This is a genomic window from Streptomyces sp. RLA123, assembly GCF_056270165.1.
On record NZ_JBWDOR010000003.1, the window covers coordinates 4,099,732 to 4,126,218 of the forward strand.

At 68.4% G+C, this 26,487-nt stretch carries 15 protein-coding genes, 1 tRNA gene and 2 pseudogenes; 9 read left to right on the forward strand and 9 right to left on the reverse strand.

Annotation, left to right across the window (positions count from 1 at the left end):
* Positions 1-37: 37 nt before the first annotated feature.
* Together RV983_RS18595 and RV983_RS18600 are read right to left on the reverse strand one after the other, a co-directional pair.
* The gene (locus RV983_RS18595; RefSeq protein WP_475986883.1) at positions 38-559 is read right to left on the reverse strand and encodes an FHA domain-containing protein FhaB/FipA; all 522 of its coding nucleotides are present in this window, start codon (positions 557-559) and stop codon (positions 38-40) included.
* A gap of 10 nt (positions 560-569) precedes the next feature.
* Positions 570-1,427 carry an FhaA domain-containing protein gene (locus RV983_RS18600; protein WP_475986884.1) on the reverse strand — a complete coding sequence of 286 codons (858 nt, stop codon included), beginning with the start codon at positions 1,425-1,427 and terminating at the stop codon, positions 570-572.
* Positions 1,428-1,790: 363 nt separating this feature from the next.
* Between RV983_RS18600 and RV983_RS18605 the strand changes: the two genes are divergently transcribed.
* A tRNA-Leu gene (locus RV983_RS18605) sits at positions 1,791-1,874 on the forward strand.
* 139 nt (positions 1,875-2,013) lie between these two features.
* On the opposite strand, the gene RV983_RS18610 is transcribed toward RV983_RS18605, so the two are convergent.
* From RV983_RS18610 to RV983_RS18635, 6 genes and pseudogenes are all read right to left on the reverse strand, one after another.
* Positions 2,014-3,294, reverse strand: coding sequence for a hypothetical protein (locus tag RV983_RS18610; protein WP_475986885.1), 1,281 nt, complete (start codon positions 3,292-3,294; stop codon positions 2,014-2,016).
* A 148-nt stretch (positions 3,295-3,442) separates the two neighbouring features.
* On the reverse strand, positions 3,443-7,042 hold the full coding sequence (dnaE, locus tag RV983_RS18615) for a DNA polymerase III subunit alpha (RefSeq protein WP_475990370.1): 3,600 nt from the start codon (positions 7,040-7,042) through the stop codon (positions 3,443-3,445).
* A gap of 476 nt (positions 7,043-7,518) precedes the next feature.
* Positions 7,519-9,936, reverse strand: a complete 2,418-nt coding sequence (locus RV983_RS18620; protein ID WP_475986886.1) for a PA14 domain-containing protein — start codon at positions 9,934-9,936, stop codon at positions 7,519-7,521.
* A 506-nt stretch (positions 9,937-10,442) separates the two neighbouring features.
* A complete protein-coding gene (locus RV983_RS18625; protein WP_475986887.1) occupies positions 10,443-11,003 on the reverse strand; it encodes an SUKH-4 family immunity protein in 561 nt (186 codons plus the stop codon).
* Positions 11,004-11,203: 200 nt separating this feature from the next.
* Positions 11,204-11,677: pseudogene (locus RV983_RS18630) on the reverse strand (transposase); the annotation flags it as partial.
* Between the two features lie 41 nt (positions 11,678-11,718).
* Positions 11,719-13,473: a hypothetical protein gene (locus tag RV983_RS18635; protein WP_475986888.1), complete on the reverse strand. Its 1,755-nt coding sequence runs from the start codon at positions 13,471-13,473 to the stop codon at positions 11,719-11,721.
* A gap of 595 nt (positions 13,474-14,068) precedes the next feature.
* On the opposite strand from RV983_RS18635, the gene RV983_RS18640 reads away from it, so the two are divergent.
* The 5 genes and pseudogenes from RV983_RS18640 to RV983_RS18660 all read left to right on the forward strand — a co-directional run bounded on the left by RV983_RS18640 (position 14,069) and on the right by RV983_RS18660 (position 21,921).
* Positions 14,069-16,531, forward strand: coding sequence for a PA14 domain-containing protein (locus RV983_RS18640; protein ID WP_475986889.1), 2,463 nt, complete (start codon positions 14,069-14,071; stop codon positions 16,529-16,531).
* Between the two features lie 119 nt (positions 16,532-16,650).
* Positions 16,651-17,241 (forward strand): TetR/AcrR family transcriptional regulator, encoded by a 591-nt coding sequence (locus tag RV983_RS18645; RefSeq protein WP_475986890.1) that lies wholly within the window; start codon positions 16,651-16,653, stop codon positions 17,239-17,241.
* A gap of 252 nt (positions 17,242-17,493) precedes the next feature.
* Positions 17,494-17,691, forward strand: a pseudogene (locus tag RV983_RS18650) (IS1634 family transposase); the annotation flags it as partial.
* Between the two features lie 117 nt (positions 17,692-17,808).
* Positions 17,809-18,402 carry an aldo/keto reductase gene (locus tag RV983_RS18655; RefSeq protein ID WP_475986891.1) on the forward strand — a complete coding sequence of 198 codons (594 nt, stop codon included), beginning with the start codon at positions 17,809-17,811 and terminating at the stop codon, positions 18,400-18,402.
* A gap of 732 nt (positions 18,403-19,134) precedes the next feature.
* On the forward strand, positions 19,135-21,921 hold the full coding sequence (locus tag RV983_RS18660; RefSeq protein ID WP_475986892.1) for a helix-turn-helix transcriptional regulator: 2,787 nt from the start codon (positions 19,135-19,137) through the stop codon (positions 21,919-21,921).
* 33 nt (positions 21,922-21,954) lie between these two features.
* Here RV983_RS18660 and RV983_RS18665 read toward each other — a convergent pair whose 3' ends face one another.
* Positions 21,955-22,782 (reverse strand): SDR family NAD(P)-dependent oxidoreductase, encoded by an 828-nt coding sequence (locus RV983_RS18665; protein WP_475986893.1) that lies wholly within the window; start codon positions 22,780-22,782, stop codon positions 21,955-21,957.
* Between the two features lie 621 nt (positions 22,783-23,403).
* Here RV983_RS18665 and RV983_RS18670 point away from each other — a divergent pair.
* From RV983_RS18670 to RV983_RS18680, 3 genes are all read left to right on the forward strand, one after another.
* A complete protein-coding gene (locus RV983_RS18670; RefSeq protein ID WP_475986894.1) occupies positions 23,404-24,225 on the forward strand; it encodes an alpha/beta hydrolase in 822 nt (273 codons plus the stop codon).
* Between the two features lie 243 nt (positions 24,226-24,468).
* Positions 24,469-25,320 carry an alpha/beta fold hydrolase gene (locus RV983_RS18675; RefSeq protein WP_475986895.1) on the forward strand — a complete coding sequence of 284 codons (852 nt, stop codon included), beginning with the start codon at positions 24,469-24,471 and terminating at the stop codon, positions 25,318-25,320.
* A 135-nt stretch (positions 25,321-25,455) separates the two neighbouring features.
* Positions 25,456-26,211, forward strand: coding sequence for an IclR family transcriptional regulator (locus RV983_RS18680; protein ID WP_475986896.1), 756 nt, complete (start codon positions 25,456-25,458; stop codon positions 26,209-26,211).
* Positions 26,212-26,487 lie beyond the last annotated feature (276 nt).

Here is a 26,487-nt window from a genome sequence, read left to right on the forward strand (position 1 = left end):
CGCTCGCGCTCGCTGGCTGTGCTCGCCCATTGTGCGACTACTTCCGCAGCTCGATGACGGTCTTGCCGATGCGGATCGGGGCACCGAGGGGAATCGGAGTCGGCGTGGTCAGCCGGTTCCGTTCCATGAAGGTCCCGTTGGTGGATCCCAGGTCCTCGACGATCCAGTTGCCGTCCCGGTCCGGGTAGATCCTGGCATGACGGCTGGACGCGTAGTCGTCGTCGAGCACGATCGTGGAGTCGTGGGCCCGGCCGAGCGTGATGGTCTGGCCCTGGAGGGCGACCGTGGTGCCCGCCAGCGAGCCCTCGGCGACCACGAGCTTGGTCGGTGCCCCGCGACGGGCCCGGTTGTTCTGCGGCTGCTGCCGCTGGGCCGCCGCCTGTGGCTGTTGTTGCCGCTGCTGCGGCGGTCGCGCCTGGTCACCGCGGCGCCCGGCGGCGCGCTGGGTCACCCGCGTTCCGAACAGGTCGCTTCGGATGACCTGTACGGCCACGATGACGAACAGCCACAGTACGGCGAGGAAACCCAACCGCATGACCGTCAGGGTCAGCTCTGACATTGCCCCCGCTTCACCCTTCGGCTTGCCGGTACACGATGGTGGTACTGCCCACGACGATCCGTGAACCGTCGCGGAGCGTAGCGCGCTGGGTGTGCTGCCCGTCCACCACGATGCCGTTCGTGGACCCGAGGTCCACAACCGTCGAGGGCGTTCCGACCCTGATCTCGCAGTGCCGGCGGGACACACCGGGATCGTCGACCCGCACGTCGGCCTCGGTGCTGCGCCCGAGGACGAGGGTGGGCCGGGAGATCTGGTGGCGGCTGCCGTTGATCTCGATCCAGCGGCGTACATTCACGCCTGCGCCGGCGCCGGGGGCCGTACCGGTGCCCGGGAGCCGGGTCACGGGTGCGGCCGCGCCGGGTGGCGGTGCGGCGGGCATCGGGGGCGCCCCGCCGGGGCGCTGCGGGGCCTGCGGCGGATAGCCGTAGCCGCCGCGGCCCTGGGGCGCGTTCCGCTCCTGTGGCGGGGACTGCTGGAGCTGCTGCTGAGACTCGCTGGAGGCCAGCGTGCGACTCCGCACCCGGTACAGACCGGTGTCGAGGTCGTCGGCCTTCTCCAGATGGACCTTGATCTGGCCCATGAACGTGTAGCGCTGCTGCTTGGCGTAGTCGCGCACCATGCCGGCCAGCTCGTCGCCGAGCTGGATGGCGTACGGGCTCAGCCGCTCGTAGTCCAAGGTGCTGAGCTCGACGATGAAGTCGTTGGGGACCACCGTGCGGTCCCGGTTCCAGATGGTGGCGTTGTTGTCGCACTCGCGCTGCAGCGCGCCCGCGATCTCCACGGGCTGGACCTCGGACTTGAACACCTTGGCGAAGGTGCCGTTCACGAAGCCCTCGAGACGTTGCTCGAACTTCTTGAGTACTCCCACGATGCACCTCCTTCCTCAAGGCCCTGCGGTTGTCGCGGGCTCACGCCGCGATCCTTCCCCTTCGATCCTTCCGGTACTGCTTACTGATCGTATCCACGCACCGGGAAAACCGGTGGTTCCCCGATCGGCCCCGCGGGACCGGTGTCAACGCTCACAGGGACCACTGCCGCTTCCCCACAGGGATGGTAGAGGCGCCTCAAGCCAGTGTCCCGCAACAGCGGACGGTTCCCGCCCCGTGGGGGTGCCCGGAAACGGATGTGAATCCATCCTGAACTGCGTGCTAGTGTTCTGGATGTCGGAAGGCGCTGACGCACCGAACGGGAAGCCCCGCAGAGTGTGACAGAATCTAACGGCAGCACCCATGCGCGGGTGGCGGAATAGGCAGACGCGCTGGATTCAGGTTCCAGTGCCCGAAAGGGCGTGGGGGTTCAACTCCCCCCTCGCGCACAGAGAAGTACCGACAAACGGGCTTCCGGCAGTGACGAAAGTCGCTACCGGGGCCCGTTTCTCGCGTTGATCAAGGGATCCGCAGGCCGGCACGGCCGATCGTTGCGTCCCTCACACGTCGGAGCCCCCTCGTCGGCCGTCACAGGTCGACGAAGGGGCTTCGCTGTGGGGAGATTTCTCGGTTGTGATGCGTGTCACTCGGATAGCGGGCGTCAGGTGGCCGATCGGGGTCCAGGTGCCCAGGGGCTTGGTCTTGCGTCTGCGGTTGGTGCGCCTGACGGATCGTTCTCCGCTGAGGGCCAGGCCGCCCGGCCATCTTGTGATCTTGCGTCTGTTGGCGTGGGCCGCGGATGGGCCGGGACCGTGAGGATTCGATGGCCTCGGCGAGCGGGCTCTTGGCGAAGCCGTTGAAGCCTTCGACGCTGTCGCGGAGGCGGAAGCAGATCTTCCGCCATTGTTCATCGCCGTAGTCCAGGGCCTGCCAGTGCTTGGCGCCTTCTTCCGGGGCCAGCGTGATGGCGTGCTGGCGGCAGACCTTGACGGGGCCGGTCGGGCTGGGCTCGGGGTCGACGAGCGGGAGCTGGACGCCGCGGCCGAGAGAGCGGGGCTTGAGAGGGCACTGGACTTTGCCTGCCTCGGCAGGGCACATCATGCGCTGGTGGCCTTCGGCGTCCTGTCGTTCCTTGGGCATCAGGCGGTAGGGCTTGCGGGCTGCGATGCGCGCGATCCAGGTCTCACGGTCGATACGCCGGGCGTGCAGGTCGCTGGTGGCGTTGATGAGGGGCTGGGGCATGGAGGGGCGGTACCAGGTGCCTTCGACGAGGATCGCTCCCTGGGTTCCGTCTTGGACCCCGAGTTGGTCGATGCGGTAGTCGTGGACAGGTTTGTAGCCCAGGGCCCGGACGGGCAGCTGCCAGTCGCCTGGTTCGGAGTCGTTGTAGGCGCGGTCGCCGGACGCGTAGCCCCGCTCCCGTAGCCGGGAGATCGTTTTCAGCCCGTTGTATCCGGGACGCTCTCCGGGCTTGTCCAGGCAGAGCCCGAGAACGAGTGCGGGGGGAACTTCGGGGTCGGGTGTGCCGTCGTCCAGGAGCGGCTTGTCGTGCCGGGTGTCGCGGGTGACGGCGAGGTGGGCGTCGAAGCCGAAGAGGTACAGCTTCCTCAGGGAGGGCTTCTTCTGGGGGGCGGACGCTGGCTTCCGCGCCCTCTGGGAGGGCTCTGCGTCGTCAGCGATGGGCGCGGCATCGGGGTCGCGGTGGTCGCCCTCGCGTACGTACCAGCCGGCGTCGGGATCGGTGGACAGTTCTGGACCGTTGGTGCGGCGGCCGCGGGCGTAGGTGCGCACGGGCGCGGCGTCCACAGCTATGCCGCCGCTCAGCTCGGTGAGCAGGCCTCGCAGCGGTCCTACGGATGCGTCGAGCACGAACTCGGTGGAGAGGGCCAGCCGGAGAGTTGCCTGTTTCGGCGGGCGTCCATGGCGGCTTCCAGGATGGCTCGCGCTCCGGGCGTTCCCTGCCGGTAGGAAGCCAAGAGCGCGTACCTCAGGCCGGCCTCTCCACTTGTCGGAGTCCCTATGCGACCCCGAGCCAGGCCTCCTGGCCGAAGGTCGCCTTCACATCGGAGGCGACAGCATCGGCGCTGATGGTGGCGGGGAGTCCGTACACGGTGGTCTTGTGGACGCCGCGTACGTGGATGTGGACGGGGGTGTCGCCGGGGTGGGCGGCGATGATGCGCTTGAGCTTGCCGATGGTCTCGTCGGTGATTTTGTGGGAGCGGAAGAACAGGCGGACGGGCGGGCGTCCGCCGTGCTCGGCTGCTGACACGTCGAGTACCTCCAGCTCCCGGCCGAAAATATTGAGCGTGCCGTCACGGTCCTCGATCTTGCCCCGGACGGAGATGACGGCGTCCTCCACCAGGGCGTTCTGTACGAGCAGGTACGACTGGGGGAAGAAGAGGACCTCGATCGAGCCGTCTCGGTCGGCGAGTTCGACGATGGCCCAGGCGTTGCCTTGCTTGGTCTGCTTGCGGGTGATGCCCGCAATCAGGCCGGCGAGTTGGACGTCTCCGCCGTTGCGGCCTGAGCTGAGCAGTTCGGCGATGGTGGTCTCGCGGCTGCGGCTCAGGATGTGCTCGGCGCCGTCCAGGGGGTGAGCGGAGACGTAGAGGCCGAGCATCTCGCGTTCGGTGGACAGGAGCTGCTTGCGGGGCCATTCGCCGGCGTCGATCTGCATCCGGACCGAGAAGGCGCGCTCGCCGGACTGGGACGCCAGGTCGGCGAAGAGGTCGTCCTGGCCGAACGCCGCGGCTTTCTTGAGCGGGACCATGGCGTCGATGGCGTCTTCATGGACGGAGCACAGGCCCTTCCGGCTGTGGCCGAAACTGTCGAATGCTCCGCCCTTGATGAGGGATTCGATGGCGCGCTTGTTCAGGGCCGGCAGGTCGACCTTGTCGAGGAAGTCCTCGAAGTCCGCGTACTTCCCGAGGGTTCGGCGGGCGTCGACGATGGCGTCGATGACGGCTGTGCCGACGTTGCGGACCGACTTCAGGCCGAAGCGGACGTGGTCGCCGACGGCGGTGAATTCGGAGACTGACTCGTTGACGTCCGGTGGGAGGACGGTGACGCCGAGTTTGCGGGCGTCGGCGAGGTAGACGGCCGCCTTGTCCTTGTCGTCTCCGACGGAGGTGAGCAGCGCGGCTGTGTACTCGGCGGGGAAGTTGGCCTTGAGGTAGGCGGTCCAGATGGCGACGAGGCCGTAGCCGGCGGTGTGGGACTTGTTGAAGGCGTACCCGGAGAAGGGGAGCATGACGTCCCACAGCGCTTTGATGGCGGGTTCGCTGTAGCTGTTGTCCTTCATGCCGCCGTGGAATTTCTCCCACTCCGCGGCCAGCACCTCGGGCTTCTTCTTGCCCATGGCGCGGCGCAGGAGGTCGGCGCCGCCGAGGGTGTAGCCGGCGAGTTGCCGGGCGATGGCCATGATCTGCTCCTGGTACACCAGGAGGTGGAAGGTGTTGCCCAGGATCGGGTCCAGGGCTTCCCTCAGTTCCGGGTGGATGGGCTCGATCTCTTGCCGGCCGGTCTTGCGGTGGGCGTAGTTGGTGTGGGCGTTGGCCGCCATGGGTCCGGGGCGGTAGAGGGCGAGGGCGGCTGCGATGTCCTCGAACCGGCTGGGCTCCATGAGCTTGAGCAGGGCGCGCATGCCGCCGCCGTCGAGCTGGAAGACGCCGAACGTGTCGCCGCGGGCCAGCAGCTCGTAGGTGGTGGCGTCGTCCAGGGGGATGGTCTCGGTTGACAGCTCGATGCCGCGGTTCTCCCGGACGTTGGTGATGGCCTGGTCGATCACGCCGAGGTTTCGCAGTCCCAGGAAGTCCATCTTGACCAGGCCCATCTCTTCGCAGGATGGGTAGTCGAAGCCGGTGATCTTGGCGCCGTCGTCGGCCCGCATGTGCAGCGGGATGCGGTCGGTGAGCCTGGTCTTGGACAGGATCACCGCGGCGGCGTGGACGCCGGTGTTGCGGATCAGTCCCTCGACGCCCATGGCGGTGTCGATGACCCGCTTCACGTCGGGCTCGGCCTCGTACATCTGCCGGACCTCGCCGGCCTCGCCGTAGCGGGCATGCTCCGGGTCGAAGATGCCGGACAGCGGGATGGACTTGCCCATGATGTCCGGCGGCAGGGCCTTGGTGATCCGCTCGCCGTGTGCGTAGGGGTAGCCCAAAATCCGCGACGAGTCCTTGATGGCGTTCTTGGCTTTGATGTAGCCGAAGGTCGTCACCATGGCCGTGTAGTCGTCGCCGTACTTCTCTGTGACGTAGCGGATCATCTGGTCGCGCCGGCGGTCGTCGAAGTCGAGGTCGACATCCGGCGGGTTGATGCGCTCGGGGTTGAGGAAGCGTTCGAACAGGAGCTGGTGTTCCAGGGGGCACAGCTCGGTGATGCGCGTGGCGTAGGCGACGATCGAGCCGGTCGCCGATCCACGGCCGGGGCCGACGGGGATTTTGTTGTCCCTGGCGTAGCGGCAGATGTCGGCGACGACGAGGAAGTAGGAGGAGAAGCCCATCGGGCCGATGACCTTCATCTCGGTCTCGAACCGTTCCAGGACTTCGCCTGGGATGGGGTCGCCGTAGCGCTTGGCCAGGCCCTTGAGGGTCTCCTTGCGGAGCCACGACTCCTGTGTCTCCCCTTCGGGCACGTCGGGGAACTGCGGCATCTCGTCTTCGTAGGCGAAGACCTCTTCGTACGACTGGACGCGCTCCGCGATGAGGAGCGTGTTGTCACAGGCTTCCGGTAGATCCGCGAACAGGTCGTACATCTCGTCGGCGGTCTTGAGGTAGTAGCCGTCGCCGCTGAACTTCAGGCGGTTGGTGTCGGCCTTGTTCTTGCCGGTGCCGATGCACAGCAGGCTGTCGTGGGCGTCGGCCTGGTCGGCGGTGATGTAGTGGCCGTCGTTGGTCGCGAGCAGCGGGATGTCGAGGTCTGTGGCCAGGCGCAGGAGGTCGGAGCGGACGTCGCTTTCGATGGGGATGCCGTGGTCCATCAGCTCCAGGAAGTAGTTCTCCTTGCCGAGGATGTCCTGGTAGCTGCCGGCGGCCTCGCGCGCCTTGTCGTACTGGCCCAGGCGGATGCGGGTCTGGATCTCGCCGGAGGGGCAGCCGGTCGTGCCGATGAGGCCGTCGGCGTGTCCGGCGATCAGCTCCCGGTCCATGCGCGGGGTGCCCTTGGGGAACTGCCCGGTGTAGGACGCCTCGGTCGCGAGGGCGAACAGGTTCCGCAGGCCGTGGGCGTTGCGGGCCCACATCGTCATATGGGTGTACTTGCCGCCTCCGGAGACGTCCTTGCCGAACTCTCCGTCCTCGGACTTCGCGCGCTGGCCGCCGGGCCCCCAGAACTCCGGCCGACGGCTGTGACGGGAGGAAGGCGCGACATACGCCTCGATGCCGATGATCGGCTTGACGGAGGTGCCGGTGGCCGACTTGTAGAAATCGTAGGCCCCGAAGATGTTGCCGTGGTCAGACATGGCGACGGCAGGCATACCCAAACGCTCGACCTCGACGAGCATCGGCTTGATCTTCTGCGCACCGTCGAGGAGCGAGTAGGTGGTGTGATTGTGCAGGTGAACGAACTGCCGTGCCGCCAAGGGAGCACCTCCGGGGGGCCGCTTGAGGAAGCGCATCACGCTAGTACCCGCCACTGACACTGCAGCTCATTTGGCGGACGTGGCAGAGACAGCCGGGCCGGGAGGCGAGACGCCGGCTTCCAAGGACGCAACCGCGGCCCGGTGTGTGGATGGACGGAAAGACGATGGAGTCTTGGCAGAACGAGTACCGGGAGCATCCGGTCCGCCTCGTCATCGTCTGTCGGGTCGACGGTGAAGAGTGGACGCTGGCGTGGCCCCTGCCGAACGAGCCGACCGGAATTCTTGGACTCGCCCTCTCAGCCTGCGCGGCCCCGCGGTAGCCGCGCGGGCAATGTCCTGCCGGGGTGTTGCGAGCGGGGCCGCACTTCCAGGATCTGAACGCTACTGCCGGGGCATCCTGGCCAGGTGGAATGCCACGCGATCGTCTATCCGCCGACGGAAAACGGCCCGCCAAAAGAACCGGCGGGCCGTCACGAGATATCGAGGTTAGTGGGGGGAACGGCCTCTGAGTCTCACAGGGTGGCCCCGCGGGCCCCTGCACCGTGGGTCACGGCAGCGGTTGTTCCGTCGGCGAGGACGCCGGTGATCCGGAAATACCTTGTATCGCCACGGATCGTCTGCACGTAGGCCTGGTAGAGGGGACCCTTGGAGCTCGCGAGGGTCGCGACTCGATTGTAGGTGCGGGTGGACGGGTCCCAGATGTCCACGTGGTATTCGATGATGCTGGAGCAGAGGGTCTGGTCGTCGCATGTCCACTTCACGTATCCGAGGCCGCCTACCGTGTCGGGGTTGACGATAGTGAGCGGGCCGGTGTCCTCGCCGCGTGCGTCGTCAGGCCTGTTGTCGGGTTCGGTGACGGTGACGGTGGGGGCGGCGGTCAAGGCAATGTGGTTGTCCCACGGGTCGACCGCAGCAACGACGAAGGTCACCGTTTCGCCGTTCGGGACTCCTGCGCACAGTAGGGCGGTTGGCACATCCCTGTCGGGAAACGCCCTGGCATCGAGGCACCCCGTGCTGTCGTAGTAGGTGCTGCCGTCGGGCCGCTGGACGACGCGGGCGGCGACGTAGTGCAGGCCGCTCTCAGCGGGGGCGTCCCAGCTCAGTACGACGCCGTCGGCCCGCGGGGTTGCGGTCAGGCCAGTGAGGGCGGGCGGGGGAACGCTGTCGGGGGTCACCGTGACCGGCGCCGACATGGGGGACATGTTGCCCGCGGCGTCGGTGATCATGGCGGCGTAGGTGTAGGTGGTGCCGTCGTACACCGGCAGTTCGTCGATGTAGTCGTTGATCGACGGTGAGGCCGCCGTCACCGTGGCTATGAGTTCGGGGTTGTCGCCGAGCGTGGCGCCTGTTGAGCGGTAGAGCTTGAGGGCGCCGCCGTAGTGCAGTTCATACCCGGCCGTGTTGGGAGGCTCGATCCAGACGATGTCGAGGGAACTGGCAGTGCCCTCCTTGTGGTAGATGGACAGGACGGGTGCCGTCGGGATGATGGTGTCGGTCGGGGTGACCGTCAGAACGGGAGTCCGCGCGGACACGTTTCCCAAGCGGTCGGTGGCTTCAATGACGTATTGGCGGCGCAGGCCGTCGTTCTTCACGTCCGAGTCGGTCCACGTGGTCTTCTTCGTCAGCTCCACGGAGGACCAACCGGTGTCCCCGACCTGCCGGTACACGCGATAGGGAAGGTAAGTGAGATCCATCTCCTTGTTGGGCGCCCAAGTGACGGTGGCGGAGTCGGTGTCCTCGTCGTAGACCACCTTCGCCCCAGTGGGCGCGAGCGGGGCGACCTGGTCCCGGACTGTTGCACTGGGCCCGTAGGCGAACTTGACGGCGGCGGTGCCGGTCCAGTTGACGTAGTCGACGCGGAGGACGTGGGTTCCGCGGGGGATGGTGAGCTCGACGGTCTTGGAGACGGTGGTGGTCCCGTTCTTCCACAGGTCGATCTTGCGTACGCCGTCGAGGTAGACGCGGATGCCGTCCTGGCCGGAGGCGGTGAACGCGAAGGGGCCGCCGGAGCCGAAGTCGCGGGTGATCTGCCAGCGCACTCCGAAATTGTCCTTGCCGACGCCGGACACCCCGGGCGAGTTGCTGCCCCACTTCTCGTTGATCGCGGTGTCGGTATCTGTGCGCTTCGGGGTACCGCTGAAGGCAGTGTTAGCGAAGTACTGACGCAGGAAGGCCGGATTGCCGGTGACCGAGACGTCGGCCGTTCCTGCAGAGACGTTGCCCGACTTATCGACCGCGCGGACCTCATAGGTGTGCGTGGTCGTGCCGGCGGTGGTGTCGGTGAAGGTCGTGCCGGTGACCGTGGCAATGGGGGCGCCGAAGGAGGTCTGGTCGGCAGTGCGGCGATAGACGCGGTAACTCGCCACGTCCATATCCTTGTTCGCCGACCAGCGCAGGACGTTCCGCTTGGCGCCGGCGTCCCGGGCGATCGCCAGCCCGGACGGCGTAAGCGGGGCGACCTGATCCACGGCGGCCCCGGTACGCGGGGTGTAGGCGAACTTGACGGCGGCGGAGCCGGTGTAGTTGGCGTAGTCGATTCGGAGGGTGTGCGTACCCTCGGGAATGGTCAGGTTGACCGTCTTGGAGACCGTGGAAGTCCCGTTCTTCCACAGGTCGATCTTGCGTATCCCGTCGAGGTAGACGCGGATGCCGTCCTGGCCGGAGGCGGTGAACGCGAAGGGGCCGCCGGAGCCGAAGTCGCGGTTCACGCTCCACCGGACACCGAAGTTGTCCTTGCCGACGCCGGATACACCGGGTGAGTGGGTGCCCCAGTTCTCACTGATCGCGGCATCGCAGTCAGTGCGCTTCGCCTTGCCCGAGAAGGTGGTGTTCGCGAAGAACTGCCGGGAGTAGGTGTTCGTCGCGCAAGACGCTGTTGACGCCGCCGCCGGCGAGGCGGCGCCCACGCCGAGACCAGCCGTCAGCGTCACGACTACGGCAGTCGCGGCGGTCAGACGGGATCTTCCGACACTGCTCACTGGTTCCCCTTTTGGACACATTGCTGCCCACAGGCAGTTGTACGAGATATGGGACTCATGAGAGCAGCCTGCGGTTGTACGGCCAAGCGGCTTCTAGTCGCTTTCCATGACGGGGCCTCAGGTGATTGCATCATTTGTGACGCTTTCGGGCACGTGCTGCGGCGCGATAGCGTTGCCTGAATCGGATTAGATAAATGGAACATGCCCTCTCGGTGTCTTCGTAATGAATGCACAACGGTCCGCCTTTACATGTCACACGGCGTAGTCCGCGACGGCGGCATCTCTGTGATGAGGGTCTGGCCGCGTTCCCCCTCCCGACGAAGCGCACCCGGAGTACGGCGCTATCCATGACGGCTCCGACGCCGTGATCACAGGCCTTACGTGAAGATCATTTCAGTGGTGGGCCCGGCATCCCTGCCCGCTCCGGACCTACGGACCCTGGCTCTGCCGGACGGAGGTCAGTAGAGCCAGCGGTCCAGGAGCCCCGGCCAGAGAAACCCGTCGTAGCCCCTGAATGCCTCAGGGTCGATCTCCTTCAGCTCATCGGCCAGCCGGTTCAGCTCGGCGAGGGCCTGGTCTTCCTCTTCTTCGGAGAGGTACTCCTCGGGGCTGTCCGGCTCGCTGAGAAGCTCTGAGACGGTGACGCGGCTGCCGTAACAGTGAAGGACGTCGAGCCACACGTCGACACTGGAATTGGCGAACCATGCCTCCCTGTCTGGCATGACGAAGTAGACCGCCCCGGTCTCCGGCTCGACGCCGAACGATGACCGCTCGGCCGGATCATCGGGGTCCGACTGCTCGGTGAGACGGTAGAGCGGGCCCCGGGACGTGAGCAGGACTGGATCAGCCTCGCTCTGCATCGCGACTCGTTCGATAAGGCGCGGAGCTACCGGGATGCCGACCTCGACGAGCTGTGTCTTCATGAAGTCCGGGATCTGCCAGCCGACCACCACGTCCCGGCTGGCTCGCGCGACATGGCCAAGACCGGCCCATTCGGTCAGCTGGTCGTACGTCGCCATCGAACGATCCTCTTCCGTCGGCTGCGGCCCTGACCCTATCGAGCCGGCCTCAAGTCAGAGCACGGCCGCACTTGCGGGACAGCCCTTAGTGGGGCTTGGTCAGGTTCGTATGGGTGTGGGTATGTTGCGCTGGCAGGTGGGGCAGGCGCCGGTCCAGGTCGCGAGGAGTGTCTGTAGCTCGCGGACGACCTGGTAGAGGCTCAGGCCGGCGCCGCGTCTTTTGCGGCCTGGGCCAGTCGTTGCAGGGTGCAGAAGGCATGCGCGACGGAGACGAGGGTGACGTGGTGGTGCCAGCCGTTCCAGGTCCGGCCCTCGAGATGGGCAAGTCCCAGGGCCTGCTTCATCTCCCGGTAGTCGTGCTCGATGCGCCAGCGGAGCTTGGCGAGCCGGACCAGCGTGGCCAGAGGCATGCCCGAGGGTAGGTCGGACAGCCAGAACTGCACCGGCTCGCTCTCACCGGCGGGCCATTCGGCCAACAGCCAGCACACGGGCAGTTCCGGGCCGTCGGTGGCCTGCCGGACCTCGCGTCCGGCAGGCCTCACCCGCAGGGCCACGAAGCGGGAGTACATCCGCTTGCGGCCCGAGCGGCCGGTGCCGGGCCGGAAGCCCTCCCGCCACTGCACCAGCCTGGCCGCCTTCCGGCCCGCCGCGATGACCAGCTCCTTCACCGGCCGCTCGGGCCGCAAGCTCCCTTACGCGAGGGTCGCCGCGCGTCTCAACGGTTGACGGTGAAGTACTGCCAGGCGCCCCATGTGTCGAGGTTGCCGGTGTCCTTGCTGCTGTGGACGTATTCGGCCCGCATCCGGAACCTGTTGTTGACCGCCTTGGTCAGACCCAGCGTCGCGGAGGCGGTGCTCTTCGTGCTGAGCGTGTGGCATGAGGTGGTGCTCTGGCTGTGCCAGGCCCCTCCGTAGTACCGCTGGGTCTGGAATCGCACGCACTGGCCGGCCTTGCCGGGGGTGACCGTGACGTTCAGCTTCGCCTTGGCGGTGTGGTGGTACAAGCGGTACGTGATGCTGCCGTTGTGGGTGCTCCCGTAGTAGCCGCTCAGGGAATCGGACACCTTCGCGTGGACCGACGCGGTCCGGGTCGCCGTGGTCGGGGCGTAGCGGTAGTCACCGGCAAAGGACGCCGTGAAGGTGGTCTTGCGGGTGATCTTGTAGCTGGCGGCCAGGTTGCCGTGGCTGTCCGCCGTGCCGGTTTTGATGAGTGTCTTCTTGCCGCCGTAGGGCTGGGCGTAGAGGGCGAGGGTGCGGCTGTTGTAGGTCGTGCCCAGGTGGGAGGTGATCTTCGAGGTCGCGCCGTAGGCGTACGACGAGGCGTTGGTCGTGACGGTGAGCGCGGTGGCGGCGCGTGAGACCTGGACGCTCGTGGAGGCGGTCGACGTCTGGTGAGTGGGGTCACCCGGGTAGATCACGGTGTAGGTGTTGGTGCCTCCGACCTGCGGGACGTCGGCGATGTCGAAGGTGCCGTCCGCGGAGAGCGGCACATCGGGCAGCGCCACGCCGTCGGGGTGGGCCTGATCGCTCTTGGTGACGTGAACGATCTCGCCGGCCGGGTAGGCGCCTGCCGACAGCTGTCCGGTGATGAGCAGTCGGGTTCCTCGGCCGCTTTTCGCCGGGCCGGTGAGGTCGAGGGTGGTGGGGCTCGCCGGCGGGAGCTGCCACGGCACCGAGAACTGGTAGCCACCCGCCGGCGAACGGTTCCCGGCCGCGTCGACCGCGATGACGCTGAAGCTGTGGATGCCCCAGCTCAGTGCCACCGTCACGCTGCCCTTGCCGTCGGCGTCGACTGGGACGCGGGGGGCGCCGATGCCGGGCTCGCTGTCGAGGGCGTACTCGAAGTGGTCCAGGCCGCTCGCCTGGCAGTCCGGAGTGCCTGCCTCGGCGCATCCGGTGGGCAGGGGGTCGACGGGTGCGCTGAAGAAGAACGTCGTGGGCTGCCCGTCGGCCTTCGTGGGTGTTCCGGGGCTCCCCACCGGAGGGAAGTCGGGGTTGGTGACGACCGGGGTGAGGGGCACACCTCCGTCCACCCTGAAGTAGCAGGGCTCGGTCGGGTTCGAGTACGCCGTCCCGTCGTACGTCGACGCGTGCCAGCCGTACGTGTGTCCGTCCGCCAACGGCAGGGGTACGTAAACGGATTGGGAGGACATCGGCAGCGCGGCGACGGATCCGTCGGCCGCCTGTGATCCGTCCACGTCCCAGGCGTGGACGACTCCCTGGTAGGACACCCCGTTCACGGCGGGCCGCGGTACGCCGATGGTGATGCTTATGCCCGGGGGGAGCGTGGGAGTGCCCTTCCAGACGGGGCTGTCGTCGCTGCCGCAGACGGTGCCGGACGGCACCGTGGGCGTCGGCAGCCCTGCATCGATCGGGGTTTCGTCGGCGGCCGCTGCCGCCGGAAGCGCTGCCACGAATGCGCCGGCCAGCACGAGCGCGAGCCAGCCGCGCCGGTGCGGGGTTCGATTCACGGATGTTATCCCCTCCGGGCGTTGCTGCCCGTACGACAGTGTCGAGTCCCTGCGCCCGAACGGGGAACGGCGCCGAGGGCACGGCGAATGCCCGAGTGGCATGCGTCTCCCCGCGCACGCTTCCTTGCCGTCCCGGCAGCCGCGGTACTGGACCGCGAGTACCGGACGCTAACACCGCGTCGAATGAACTCGACGTTCCTTGATCAACTGTTTACTGCGTGCCAGACAGAACAGATGAAGCGGGCCTCCCCGGTGAAGGCCGACAGGGCAAGAAGATCACCGTGACGGTCACCGCGCACCGCGCCGGCCGGACCAAAGGTTCGGCCACCACAGCGCTCGTCACCGTGCGCTGAGCGGCGTGGGGGCGGGAAGGCCCCCTACGGACCCACTTTGGCGGGCAGATGAACAGCGTGGGGCATCTACCGGACCGGCGGTCCACTATGCCTTGCCGGTGCCGGCGAATGACGCAGCACCTGTCGCCCGGCTGTCGAAAGTGACTGAAAACCGCTTGGCCGTACAACCACAGGCGGCTTTCGTGGATCTCATGTCCCGTACGACTGTCTGCGGGGCAGTCAGGTGTGAAAAAGGGGACTCAGTGAGCAGTGTCGGCAGATCTCGTCTGGCCGTCGGGACCGCGGTGGTGGTCGCGCTGACAGGCGGTCTCGTCGCGGGCGCCACCTCGTCGGCATCGGCGGCGACGTCGTGCGCGACGAACGCCTACACCCGGCAGTTCTTCGCGAACACCGGCTTCTCGGGCGCGGCGAAGCGCACGGACTGCGACACCGCGATCAGTGAGAACTGGGGCAGCAACTCGCCCGGCGTTTCCGGCGTCGGCAAGGACAACTTCGGTGTCCGATGGAGCGTGAAGCGCGACTTCGGCTCCGGCGGTCCCTTCGCGTTCACCGCGTCCGGCCAGGACGGCATCCGCGTCTACCTCGACGGCGTACGCAAGATCGACCTGTGGAAGAACGGCATCACCACCGTCTCCAAGACGGTCAACCTGACGATTCCCAAGGGCACACATACCCTCCGGGTCGACTACGTCAACTGGTCCGGCACCGCCGCCGTCAGGTTCGCCTACGCCCCGCGCAACGGGGCCGCCGTGGACCGGGTCGCGCCGCTCACGCCGACCGGGCTGTCGATCGCCCGGGATGCCGGCACGAAGCGGAACGTCCTGCGCTGGTCGGCGAACAAGGAGATGGACGTGGCCGGTTACCGCGTCTACCGCCGTACGCCCGACCAGGCCTCCTTCGGCAGCCCCATCGCCACGGTCACCGGCACGGGCTTCACCGACACCACCGCCGGGACGACCACCCATCTCTACGAGGTCCGCGCGGTCGACACGTCGGGCAACACCTCCGCGGGAACGGCCGACGTCTCGGTCACCGGCAACCCGACGTACTTGCGCCAGTACTTCGCCAACACCAGCCTCACCGGTACCCCGAAGTACACCGACACGGACACCGCGATCAGTGAGAACTGGGGCAGCAACCCGCCGGGCGTGTCCGGTATCGGCAAGGACAACTTCGGAGTGCGCTGGCAGATCACCCGCGACTTCGGCTCCGGCGGCCCCTTCACGTTCACCGCGTCCGGCCAGGACGGCATCCGCGTCTACCTCGACGGCGTACGCAAGATCGACCTGTGGAAGAACGGGACCTCCACCGTCTCCAAGACCGTCGACCTCACCATCCCCAGCGGAACCCACGTCCTGCGGGTCGACTACGTCAACTGGACCGGCACCGCCGCCGTCAAGTTCGCCTACGCGCCCCTGACATCGGCGTCCCTCGACCACGTCGCCCCGCTCGCCCCCACCGGGGCGAAGGTCGTCTACAACAAGAGCAGCGACGCCGCCACCCTCACCTGGGCACCCAGCAAGGAGATGGACCGGGCCTACTACTGGGTCTACCGGCAGACCGCGGCGGGTGACTGGGGCGGTCCCAGGGTGGTGATCGACAAGACGACCTGGACCGACACCGGACTGCCTCGCGACGGCAAGCCGGTCAACTACCTGGTCCGCGTCACCGATCGCGCCGGGAACCTGTCCGATGGCACATCCGTCCTGACGGTCACCCCGGTCGACGTCGTCGCGCCCACGGCGCCCGTCATCGCCCCGCCCGGTATTGCGGACACCCCCGACTCGGTGAAGATCAACTGGGACAAGCGGACCGTGGAGGAGATGAAGAACGGCGGCACCCTCCGCATCTACCGATCCACCGGCGACACCCTTGGCGACAAGCCGGCACTCATCGCCACGACGTCGGTGAAGTCGTCACCGTCGTCGGTTTACCAGTACGTGGACGAAGTGCCGGCGTACGACGGCACGGCCTACACCTACGCCGCCGTGCTGACCGATTCCTCGGGCAACGTGTCGCCGATGTCGCGGCCGGTCACGGCGACCCCCGACACCGTTCCCCCGCCCGCGCTCACCGGCCTGACCGTGACTCCGCGCGCGGACGGCGTCGTACTGAAGTGGGACACCCCTGCGGAGAGCGGCCTGCGCTACGTCGCCGGTCGCATGGTCCAGCGGCCCGATGGCAGCACTTACTACGACAGCACCGGATGCCATGACCTCGGGCCGGCGTACGGCAGCATGGACGTGCCGAACGCGCTGCTGTGCGCAGGACCCCCGGACGGTGAAACGGTGACCTTCTTCGTCGCGGCGGTGGACCGGTGGAACAACCAGACCGCCTTGGCCGCCGCCTCCACCATCACCGTCACCGAACCCGACAACAGGCCCGAGGACGCCCGGGGCGAGGAAACCGGCCCACTCACCATCGTCAATCCCGACACCGCGACCGAGTTCGGGTACGTGCAGTGGACATGCGACGACGAGACGCTTTGTGCCGACATCGTCGAGTACCACGTGGACCGGTGGGACCCGTCCGCTCGGACCTACCAGGCATTCCGTACCGTCCCGAGTTCCAGGGACCCCCTCTACAAGACCTTCGTGCCGCGGCTCCAGGGTGATACGACGTACTTCCGGATCACTGGAGTCCTCGGCGACGGCACCATCGCCGCCGTGACGTACGGCGCGGGATCCTATGGCTACTCGCTGTGAGGCCCAAGAGCCGTTCCCGCCACTGAGCGCCAGGCTCTCGCTCGCCCTGGTGGATACGTCGAGCTGACCGGGGCATCCACTGCCGGGTGCATGGAAGGAACGTTCTATATGATGCCCTCATGACGGAGACGACGGGCGGGCCTGCCACGACCGGCCGCAAGTCGGCGGCGCGCGAGCGGCTGCTGACCACGGCGAGCAGGCTTTTCTACACCGAAGGGATTCGCGCGGTCGGCGTCGACCGGGTGATGGCGGAGGCCGACGTCGCGCGCGGCACCTTCTACCGGCACTTCGAGGGCAAGGACGACTTGGTGCGCGGCTACCTGGACGCCACCGATCACGGCATCCGGGCCCGGGTGGCCGTGGCGGCCGAGAGGACGGGGGGAGGCGCGGCGCTGCTCGATGTCGTCGCGCACAGCATCGGCGAGGAGATCTGCGGTCCGGGGTTTCGGGGCTGCCCCTTCATCAACGCGGCCGCGGAGTACCCGGATCGAAAATGTCCGATCCACCAAGTGGTGCTGAGGCACCGCGAGTGGTTCCACCAGGTCCTGGAGGACACTCTCGCGACCATGGGCGTCGCGGACCCCGGGCAGTCCGCCGACCTGGTGGTCGCACTTCGTGACGGAGCGATGGTCGCGGGCTACCTCGGCGACTCCCAGTCCGCGGCGCGCACCCTGGTCCAAGGGGTTGGCCTGGTCGTCGCCTCGGGCTGACGAAAGGGCGGGCCGGGCCGGTGTCAGGACGCTGTCGTCAGCGCCGCCACCCTCGCCCAGCGAGAGGCCCAAGAGCTGATCGCCGCCGCCGACCCCGCAGAGTTCATGGCCCGCGAGCATCGGTCGGCTCTGTCCACCGAGGTCGTGCTCGACGCGTCCGTGGGGCCGCTGCGAGGCCTGGCCGCCGGGCTGGTCGGCGGCAACAGCGGAGGATGCCACGCCATCGCCCTGTTGGCAGGGGGCAGCCCGTCCATCACCGAGACCACCACCGGCGCGACCTGGCCGACTATCCGCCGCGAACTCGACCGGCTCCACCTCGGCACCTTCACCGGCCCCACCGGCCTGTTCCAGCAGGTCACCACCCTCACCAAGCCCCAGACCGACCTCCTGGCCAAGCTCGCCATCCCCGCCCCGAAGCAGATCATCACGCTCGAACCCACACCCCGCTGAACAGCACGAACACCAGCGCCCAGAGAAACGCCTCTCAGGTGCCCTCACCCATGTCCATGCAGGTCAGACCTCAAATTCGTGACTCTAGGCCGCTGAATTACGCGGAACGTAGGTCCGGTGGAGGAGACGTTTGGTGCCCTGGGCGAGTTGGTGGCCCTGGGGAAGATACGGTACCTGGGCATCTGCGAGGCGGCGCCCGAGACCGTTCGACGGGCCCATGCTGCGGCTCCGCTCTCGGCCGTCCAGACCGAGTACTCCCTGTTCAGCAGGCACATCGAGGAGAACGGGGTCCTCAGCACCGCGCGTGAGCTGGGTATCGGGTTCGTGGCGTCCTCTCCCCTGGGCCGTGGGTTCCTCACCGGGGCCGTCCGCTCGAGGGAGGACATCGCGGAGACCGATCTCAGGGCCGGCTTCCCCCGCTTTCAGGGTGAGGCGCTCCGCAGCAACCTCGGTGTCCTGCGGGCGGTCGAGGAGTTCGCCGAGGAGCACGGCACCACGCCGGCCGAGGCGTCTTTGGCCTGGGTGCTGGCCGCCGGCGAAGACATCGTCGCCATCCCTGGCACTCGCCATCGCTCCCATCTCCACGAGAACGTCCGGGCTGCCGCACAGGAGTGGAACGCCGACCTGCGCGACGCCCTCACGGGATTGGTGCCCACGCACAGTGTGGTGGGCGACCGTCGGTCACCTGCGGACACGGCCATCGAGGTGTGACTTGGGGGCTCCTCCCGTTACTCCGTGACGTTCGCAATGAACGTGTGGATCTCGGCGGCGAGGTCGCGCATGTCCTCGACCGCTGCGTGCACCGTGGTGATCTCGAAGCGCCGTTGCTCAGAAGCCCTGGGGCACTGGCAGCGGTCGACGCCCGAGCCGCAGTGGCACTGGGACGACGCGAGGGGGCCCGCCGAAGGATTTCTCGCATGCTCCCCGGGCGCCGTCCGGTATACCCGTCGGGACGGTGGAGGCGGATGCGCGGACCGGCGCGTAAAGGGCATAAGCCCAATACGCAGGCCGACGGTACAGACTATTTATTCCCCGAGAATGAATGGCCTGTGGTCGCCGGAATGGATGTGCGCCGCCGGCGGGTCGGCTAGGCGTTATTCCGCTCCCCGCGTCGCGCGCGTTCAGGTATGTCGCGCATGGCCGCCCCGGTTGCTGGACGGGGCGCCAAGGAGCCGCCCACCTGCGCGGGGACCCTCGCGAAGGAACTGCGTTCGGACGGAACGCTACCCCCCGCAGGCGCTCGCCGGATTCTGACTTTCACTCAGTGAAAGAATTTTCTCCGTGTTTTCCGGGCGTGTCCAAGGGTTTACTTGAATTGCGGCTCGGCAAGGTGATTCCGGAGGTTCGCGCGGTAGCATGATCCTGCCCTTGTCGATGAATGCAAGGAATGTCCGCCCGAGTGGAATCCGGGCGGACGTGGACGGTTGACGGGAGCGTGGACGCGTGGGCTACGGCGACCCCTTTGACGACGGAGCCGTTGGCGCTCTGGTGGGGCGTGCCAAGGAACTGGATCGCATACGCGGCTTCCTTGGCGCCACCGACCGTGGCGGGGCGCTCCTGCTGTCGGGGCAGGCCGGAGTGGGTAAAACGGTTCTGCTCAACGCCGTGGCGGAGGCGGCGTCCGCGACCGGGACGCGGGTCCTGCGTGCGGCCGGCGTCGAGTTCGAAGCCGACGTGAGCTACTCCGGCCTGAACCAACTCCTCTTCCCCCTCTCCGAGATGCTCGGTGATCTGGACAGCACCCATCAGGAGGCCCTGCGTGTCGCGTTGGGCTTCGGCAGCGGAGCGTCGCCGAACCGGCTCGTCGTGTCCAGCGCCACGCTCATGCTCCTTCGCCAGGTGGCCGCCCCCGCCCCCCTGCTGCTCGTCATCGACGACCTGCAGTGGGTGGACCGCGCCAGCGCCGGCGTGTTCGGCTTCGTCGCCCGCAGGCTCGGCGGCAGCCGGATCGGCTTCCTCGGCGCCGTGCGCCAAGAGAGCGAGACCTTCTTCAATCGCGGCGGACTACCCGAGTACGAGGTGCCGCCGCTGGACGAAACGTCGTCGCGGGCGCTGCTCGACGCGCGATTCCCGAACCTTGCCGAACGAGTGCGGCGTCGGCTGCTGTCCGCGGCCGAAGGCAACCCGTTGGCTCTGCTCGAATTGCCCACGGTACTGAGCGGGCAGCAGCGCATGGCGCTGGAGAACCTTCCCGCGGTCCTGCCGCTGAGCCAGCGGCTCCAGGCGCTGTTCGTCTCCCGGGTCTCCGGCCTTCCGGCTGCCGCCCGCCGTCTGCTGCTGTTTGCCACGATGGACGGGACCGGCGATCTCGGAGTCCTGCACGCGGCGGCGCGGCAGGACGGTGACGACGCCGACCTCGAAGATCTCGCCCCGGCCGAGCAGGACCAGTTGGTCACCGTCGACGAGGGCACCCGGCGGCTGGTCTTCCGCCACCCCCTGATCCGCTCGGCCGTCGTCGACGCCTGCTCCAGCGCCGAGCGCCGCGCGGCGCACCGGGCCCTGGCCCAGGCGCTGGCGCATCAGCCCGAGCGCCGTGCCTGGCATCTCGGAGAAGCGTCCGTCGAGCCGGACGAGCAGGTCGCCATCCTGCTGGAGCAGGCCGCCCACCGCAGCACGGCGCGCGGCGACGCCCTGGGGGCGGTTGCGGCACTGATACGGGCGGCCGATCTGAGTCCCCACGGGTCGGACCGGGCTCGCCGCCTGGCCGAGGCCGCGTACATCGGCGCCGACGCGACGGGGGAGCTGCGCGGCGTCTCGGAGCTGCTCGAAGACGCCCGCCGCGCCGACCCGGACCTGGCCGGGTCCCTGCGCTCCGCCGCTGCCGCCGTCTATCTGGTCATCAACGGCGACGGGGACATCGACACGGCTCACCGCCTGCTGGTGGGCGCCATCGAGTCCGGCACCCACCAGTACGACGCCGAGGACAACGCCGTCGTCGACGCCGTGCACCTGCTGCTGCTCCTGTGTTTCTTCAGCGGCCGTGCGGAGTTGTGGGGCCCCTTCTACGCCGCACTCTCCCGGTTGCGCCCGGAGCCGCCCGCACTGCTGTCCGTGGCAGGCAGGACCTTCTCCGACCCGGCGCGTTCGGGGGCGGCCGCGCTGGACCAGCTGGAGGGCATCCTCGCCGAGCTTCCCGAAGAGACCGACCCCGGCCGCATCGTCCGGGTCGGCACCGCGGCGCTCTACCTCGACCGGTTGCCGGCCCTCCGCGAGCCCTCGTGGAAGGTCGTCCGCCAGGGACGGGACGGCGGCCCGGTGCGCCGGCACCTCGGCGCCTTGATGCACTTGTGCCTGAACGACTACCTGACCGGCAGGTGGGACGAGTGCGTCGAACTGGCCGAGGAAGGAATCCAGCTCTGCGAGGACTCCGGATACCCGTTCTTCACCTGGTACTTCTGGTACTGCCGGGCCGTCGTCGCCGCCCCCCGCGGGGAGGACGCGACCGTCGGCCTCCTCACCGGCCGCATCACCCAATGGGCCGCACCGCGGGGCGTCGGGACGGCACTGCACTACGCCGGGCACATACGCACCGTGGCCGATCTCGGACGCGGCGACTTCACCAGCGCCTATCGGCACGCGACGGCGATCAGCCCGGCGGGCACCTTCGCCTCCCACGTGCCGCACGCCCTGTGGGTGATGATGGATCTCGTCGAAGCCGCGGTCCGCACCGACCGGCCCGCGGAAGCGGCCGCTCATGTGCGTGCCATCCGGGACAACGACATCGCCGCGCTCTCCCCGCGGCTCGCGCTGCTCGCCGGCGCTTCGGCCGCTCTGTGCGCCACGGACGACGAGGAGTCGGTACGTCTGTTCGTCGAGGCATTGGCCCTGCCGGAAGTCGAGCAATGGCCGTTCGATCTGGCCCGGGTGCGGCTGGCCCACGGCGAACGGCTCCGACGAGCCAGGGCGAACGCGGAGGCCAGAGGACAGTTGGCGCTGGCCCACGACGCCTTCGCCGAGCTTCGCGCCGGCCCCTGGATGGATCGTGCGGCCAAGCAGTTGCGGGCCGCCGGGTGGGTTGCGGCGAGGAGCGAAGCGGGTAAGAAGGTGCTCACGTCACAGGAGCGGGAGATCGCGGACCTGGCGGCATCGGGGCTGAGCAACAAGCAGATCGCCGAACGGCTCTATCTCTCGCACCGGACGGTCGGAGCGCACCTCTACCAGATCTTTCCCAAGCTCGGCATCACCTCCCGGGCAGCGCTCCGCGACGCGCTGGGGGCCCTGGAGGAGTGAGACCCGCGCCGACCCCAGGCACCCCGCTTCTGCCTAACCGCCGTAGCCGGTCCCCGGCAGCCGGTCACCGGGCGCACCGGCGGTGACCCGCGGCGGGCGGGCGCCCTTGGGGCTGTCCACCACGGCTGCGACGGCCTGCGCCGTGCGGGCGAGACGCGCCGCGGTGACGTTTTGATCGGCCAGGTGCGCGTCGACTCGCTCGACCAGACCGGGATACCGGCCCTCGTACGCTTGCGCCGCGTCGAGGTCGTCCGGGCGGACCAGCCGCAGCCGCCCGCCGGTTGCCGGCACGATCAGACCGGCCACGACGGCCGTGGCCTCCACCCCGAAGCCGGCCAGCTCTTTCGCGTAGCTTGCCGCGAGATGGGCGATCACCGCGACGCCTTCGGAGTGCAGGGCGAGGTAGGGGGCCTCGTCCGCGGGGCCGCCGCCGGCCGCCACCCAGACCAGCAGGCCGTCCTGGCGCGCGCGCATCTGCGGCAGTACAGCACGGTTCACCCGCTGGGTGGACAGCACGTTCGCGTCGTAGATCTGCGCCAACTGGTACGGGGTGAAGGACTCGATGGGCCCCCGGGGCACAGGTCCCATGGTGTGGACCACGCAGTCGATCCGCCCGGCTTCCGCCGTGATGGCGGTGACCGCGGCGCTGACCGAGCGCTGATCGGCGACGTCGAGGGCGATCGGACGCGGCCGAGCGCTGTGATGGCCTGCGGCCCAGTCCGGTTCGGCGGCGATCGGTGCGTGGCCTGAGGCCGCGTCCATTCCGGCGTAGGTGAGGTGACCGGCCTCGGCCAAGGCCTGGGCAGTCGCCGCCCCGAGGCTGCAGGACGCTCCGGTGACAAGGATGATCTTCGACATCATGCTCCTCGGCGCATGGTGGGAGCGGTGAGGCGGCGGTACTCCTGGCCAACGATGGGCCATGACAGATCCTGGACCGGTGCGTGACCGCACGGGCACCTGCTCAGTATCGGTACCGGTGGGACCGGCCCGCATAAGTCATCCGACAGTGGAGACGACTGGGGACCACGGCCGGTCCCGTTCCAACCGGCGGCGCAATCCTGTCGTCCGGGCTCCGGGACGCGACTCCTGGACCGTTCGCCTGAGGAATCCGGGCTTTGTGCGGTCCGTGGCGCCCGCGCCGGCCGCCCGGCGACCGGGCGGACACCTGGTGCGCGGTCGAAACGACTGCCCGGCACGGCTCGGTGACCGGTTTCCGGCAGGCGTTCGACGGATGTGGGTCCGGTGCCTCCGACGGCAGCCTGGGGAGCGCTGCGGGAGGCCGGCGCGCGCTGCCGGCTTGGCGCGGTCCGGATTCGTGCTCGACGCACGCGGACACGGGCTCGGCCTGTGCCCGATGCGTGCTCGTACACCCGGAACCTGTCCTGACGGTGCGCCCTGTGCCTTTCGCGGCACCGCTTGCGTGCGGACATCGACTGGACTAGCTTAAATGAACAGAACGTTCTATTCGGTTTGGAGGTCCGCATGAGTGAGCCCTATGGCAATGAGGCAGACACGATCGTGCTCATCCACGGCCTGTGGGTGAACTCGCTCAGCTGGGAGGGGTGGAAGCACCACTACGAAGCCCGGGGGTACAGAGTCATAGCCCCCGCTTGGCCCGGGCTCGACCGCGAGGTGGAGGAGCTGCGGCGGGACCCCTCGGGCATCGCGGGAATCGGCCTGCGCGAGGTGGTCGACCACTACGAGAAGATCATCCGCGACCTGCCTCATCCGCCCATCCTCATGGGCCACTCCTTCGGCGGCACCGTCGTGCAGATCCTGCTCGACCGGGGCCTGGGCAGCGTGGGCGTCGTCATCGACTCCGCAGCCGTCAAGGGCGTGCTTCCGCTGCCGTTGTCGACCCTCAAGTCGGCCTGGCCGGTGCTGGGAAACCCGGCCAACAAGAACAAGGCGGTTCCGCTGACGGCGCGGCAGTTCCACTACGCCATCACCAACACGCTCAGCGAGAGCGAGTCCGACGCCCACTACGAGCGCTACGCCGTCCCCGGCTCGGCCAGGGTCCTCTTCCAGGGGGCGTTCGCCAACTTCAACCCCCGGGCCGCCACCCGGGTCGACTTCCGCAACAGCCGCAGGGCCCCGCTGCTGTTCATCGCGGGAGAGGTCGACCACATCGTCCCGCCCAAGGTGAACAAGGCCAACTGGCGCCTGTATCGCAAGTCGTCCGCGGTCACCGACTACCAGGAGTTCCCCGGGCGCTCGCACTTCATCATCGGCCAGGACGGCTGGCAGGAAGTCGCGGACTACGCAGTGATCTGGGCCGAGGAGCACCTCCCCGCCCGCGTGTGAGCACAGACCGCGTGTGACCACAGACCGCGGCTGACCGCGGGACCTGCTGACCGCGGGACCTGCTGACCGCCGGCCCTGATCCGCCGACCTCTGACCACGTGAACGCGCCGTCCGTCACAGACGGTCCGGCGCGACACCCCGCCACTCACGGGGGCTCCCCCGGGGACGCGATCGGCGCGTGCCCCACCCGCGCGGGCGTGTGTGCCCGCCCAACAACCCCATCGCACAAGGAGAAAGAAACCCATGCCTCGCCGTCGTACGTTCCGTATCGCCGTTCTCGGCGCGACCGCTGTCGCCCTCGCCGGCGGCGTGACCGCGTTCGCTTCCGCCTCGCCCGCCCACCACACCCCGGCCGGCCCCAAGCCGACCATCGTCCTGGCCAACGGCGCATGGTCCGACGCCGCCAGCTGGAAGGGCGTCATCGAGCGCCTGCAGCGCGACGGCTACCCGGTCGTCGCGCCGCCCACCGGTCTGCGCGGTGTGACCGCCGACTCCTCCTACCTGGCCTCGTACCTCAAGACCATCCAGGGCCCCGTTGTCCTGGTCGGCCAGTCCTACGGCGGCATGGTCATCACCAACGCCGCCACCGGAAACAAGAACGTCAAGGCGCTCGTCTACATCTCCGCCTTCGCGCCGGACAAGGACGAGTCCGTCCAGGGCCTGACCAAGAAGTTCCCCGGTTCCCAGATCAGCAACGACCCCAACGCCGAGATCCCCACCGCACTCTTCCCCGTCCCCTTCCCCAAGGCTGACAGCAGCATCGGGGTCGACCTCTACGCCAAGGCCGACCAGTACCGCAACCTCTTCTTCAGCAACCGCGTCAGCAGCAAGACCGCCGCCGAACTCGCCGCCACCCAGAGCCCCGCCGCCCCCGAGGCACTCGGAGAAGGCTCCGGCGACCCCGCCTGGAAGACCATCCAGTCCTGGTACCTCGTCTCCAAGGACGACCACGTGATCCCGCCCGCGACCGAACGCTTCATGGCCGAGCGCGCCCACGCCCACACCGTCGAGGCCAACACCCCGCACGCCGCGCAGGTCACCAACCCCGGCATCGTCACCGACCTCATCAAGAAGGCCGCCGGAACCGTCCACTGACAGCAAGCGGGCCGCGGCATCGCGCGGCGGCCCGACGCCCCCCGCACGACGGCCCAGGCCGTCGTGCGGGGAGGGGGCGGTGGCCGGGCGCCCGGCGAACGGCGCGGAGGCCGTCCCGCACACGAAGGAAGGGGCATGGACATGTCCGATGAGCACGGCATGTCGGTGACCGACAAGGTCCTTGCGTTGCTCGGGGCCTTCTCCCACGAAAACCCCGCGCTCACCCTCACCGAGTTGTCCAGGCGAACGGGCCTGTCGCTGCCGACGGTTCATCGTCGTGCAGCCGAACTCGTCGCCTGGGGAGCCCTGGAGCGTGGGCCCGACCGGCGCTACCGGGTGGGTCTGCGGCTGTGGGAGGTGGCCACCCTCGCGCCTCGTGGCTTCCCGTTGCGCCACGCGGCCCTGCCGGCCCTGCAGGACCTGTACGACGTCACGAAGGAGCAGCACATCCATCTCTCCGTGCGGGACCACCTGGACGTCGTCGTCCTGGAGCGTCTGACCGCGCCGGGCGCCCCGCAGGCCGACAGCCGTGTGGGAGGCCGCTTCGGCGCATTCGCCACGGGAGCGGGACTCGTCCTGCTCGCTCACGCGCCCGACGACGTCCAAGAGGAGTATCTGAGCACCCCGCCGCGTCGCTACACCAGTAACACGGTCACCTCTCCCGCCCGGCTCCGCTCTCTGCTGGCTGACGTCCGCAGGGAGGGGTACGCCAGCAGCGACAGAATGGTGGGGCTGGACGTCCACTGCGTCGGAGCGCCGATCCACGGTGCGGGCGGCTCGGTCGTGGCGGCCATTTCGATCGCCTTCAGGGCAGGCAGCCAATCCCCCCAGACGCTCGCTCCCGCCGTTCGCGCGGCGGCCCGAAGAGTTTCCCGCGCCTTGCGCGAGTGAACACCTCCCGGGCCGGTCGACGGCCCGCTGCGGACCTCCTCGTCAGCCGTCAGGTCGAAAGACCCGCCGCCAGGTCATGGAGTGCGCAATTGACTTATCGAACTGTCCGTCGGCGTGCGGATGAGAATGACGGGACGCGGAGGGCGCGGGGAACCTTGGCGCGCCTTCGACGCCATGCCCCGCCTCCGCGACCGGATTCACCGACGCATTCACCGGGCTCCAGAAGTCCGCCGACGCGAACGCGTAGACCTGGAATTGTCTGACGGCAGCCTGGGC

Coding starts and splice junctions, on each gene's coding strand:
- RV983_RS18645 (WP_475986890.1), top strand. CDS start 16,651: ATGACGGAGACGACGGGCGGGCCTGCCACGACCGGCCGCAAGTCGGCG.
- RV983_RS18665 (WP_475986893.1), bottom strand. CDS start 22,782: ATGATGTCGAAGATCATCCTTGTCACCGGAGCGTCCTGCAGCCTCGGG.
- RV983_RS18625 (WP_475986887.1), bottom strand. CDS start 11,003: ATGGCGACGTACGACCAGCTGACCGAATGGGCCGGTCTTGGCCATGTC.
- RV983_RS18670 (WP_475986894.1), top strand. CDS start 23,404: ATGAGTGAGCCCTATGGCAATGAGGCAGACACGATCGTGCTCATCCAC.
- RV983_RS18595 (WP_475986883.1), bottom strand. CDS start 559: ATGTCAGAGCTGACCCTGACGGTCATGCGGTTGGGTTTCCTCGCCGTA.
- RV983_RS18680 (WP_475986896.1), top strand. CDS start 25,456: ATGGACATGTCCGATGAGCACGGCATGTCGGTGACCGACAAGGTCCTT.
- RV983_RS18675 (WP_475986895.1), top strand. CDS start 24,469: ATGCCTCGCCGTCGTACGTTCCGTATCGCCGTTCTCGGCGCGACCGCT.
- dnaE (WP_475990370.1), bottom strand. CDS start 7,042: ATGCGCTTCCTCAAGCGGCCCCCCGGAGGTGCTCCCTTGGCGGCACGG.